Origin of the sequence: Mycobacterium angelicum (genome assembly GCF_002086155.1) — a bacterium.
Taxonomy (GTDB): domain Bacteria; phylum Actinomycetota; class Actinomycetes; order Mycobacteriales; family Mycobacteriaceae; genus Mycobacterium; species Mycobacterium angelicum.
Map to the genome: position 1 here is coordinate 1 of NZ_MVHE01000179.1, position 1,666 is coordinate 1,666.

1 pseudogene is annotated in these 1,666 nt (G+C 79.1%); it reads left to right on the forward strand.

Annotated elements, in window-relative coordinates:
• Positions 1-1,666, forward strand: a pseudogene (locus tag BST12_RS33995) (PE family protein); the annotation flags it as partial.

The window sequence follows — 1,666 nt, forward strand, 5'->3', positions numbered from 1 at the left end:
GTGGCGGGGTGGGCGGTCAAGGCGGGACCGGCGGGCTGTTCAGCGTCGGCGGGGCCGGCGGCACCGGTGGATTGAGTTTCACCGGCGCCGGTGGAAACGGTGGCGCCGGCGGCGTTGGCTTGTTCGGCGCCGGCGGCGCCGGCGGTACCGGCGGGCTCAGCGGCGCCACTGCCGGTGGGGCCGGGGGGGCTGGCGGGTCCAGCCTCTTGTTCGGCAATGGCGGCGCCGGCGGGATCGGCGGTGGCGGACAGATACTCGGCGGTGCCGGCGGACACGGCGGCAACGCCGGCGCCTTCTACGGCGACGGCGGCGCCGGCGGCGCCGGCGGCGCCGGCGGCGTCACCCCCGCTGCTGCCGGCGGGGCCGGAGGCACCGGCGGCAACGGCGGTGTCTTCTACGGCAATGGCGGCGCGGGCGGCGCCGGCGGCGTGGCCGCCGGCGCCGGCGGGGCCGGCGGGCTCGGCGGCAACGCCGCGACGTTGTTTGGGACCGGTGGCGTCGGCGGGGCCGGCGCTGTCAGCTTCGGCGTCGGTGGGGCCGGTGGCGCCGGCGGCACCGCCGGCGCTTTGTTGGGCACCGGCGGAGCCGGCGGAGCGGGTGGCGCCGGAGGCGCCGGCGCCGGTGGCGCCGGAGGCACCGGCGGCAACGGCGGCGTGTTCTACGGCGACGGTGGCGCAGGCGGCGCCGGCGGCGCCACCGCCGCGCCAGGCGCCGCCGGCGGAGTCGGCGGCGACGGCGGCAATGCCGCGATGGCCTTCGGCACCGGCGGCGACGGCGGCCACGCCGGCGGCGGCGGTTCCGCCGTCGGCAGCGCCGGCGGTAACGGCGGTAATAGTGGTGCAATCGCCGGCTCCGGCGGCAGTGGCGGCAACGGCGGGATCGGCACCGTCGGCGGCGCCGGCGGCAAGGGCGGCAACGCCCTGGGCCTCTTCGGCGACGGCGGTACCGGCGGTAACGGCGGCCTCGGCGGGGCCGGCGGCGCCGGCGGCAACGGCGGGGCCGGCGGCCGGGCCGCATTGATCGGCGACGGCGGCAACGGCGGCTCTGGCCACTTCGGCCCCGGGATGCCCGGCGGTAACGGCGGCAGAGGAGGTGACGCCCAGCTGTTCGGCACCGGCGGCAACGGCGGCAACTTCGGGCAGGGCGCCCCAGCGGGCACACAGGGCACAGCTGGGGCCGCAGGCATGCTGAGCTCCAACCCGGCCGTCCTCGATGCGATCAACGCGCCCACCCAAGCGTTGCTGGGACGCCCGCTGATCGGCAACGGCGTCAACGGGGCACCCGGGACCGGTGCTAACGGAACCGACGGCGGGCTCCTCTTCGGCAACGGTGGAATGGGCGGCTCCGGCACGAACGGAGTTAACGGCGGGGCGGGCGGCCACGGCGGGGCCGCCGGGCTGCTGTCCGGTACCGCCGGTGTGGGCGGCCAAGGCGGGATCTCCGGGGCGGCCGTCGGCGGTGCCGGCGGGGCCGGCGGCACCGGGGGTCTGTTCAGCGCCGGTGGTGCCGGCGGCATGGGCGGGATCGGTCCCGCTGGAGGCGGGGTGGGCGGGGCCGGCGGCGTCGGGCTGTTCGCCCACGGCGGCAACGGAGGCGTCGGCGGATTGTCCGCCGGGGGTACGGGCGGGGCCGGAGGGACCGGTGGCGCCAGCCTCATATTCGGCAA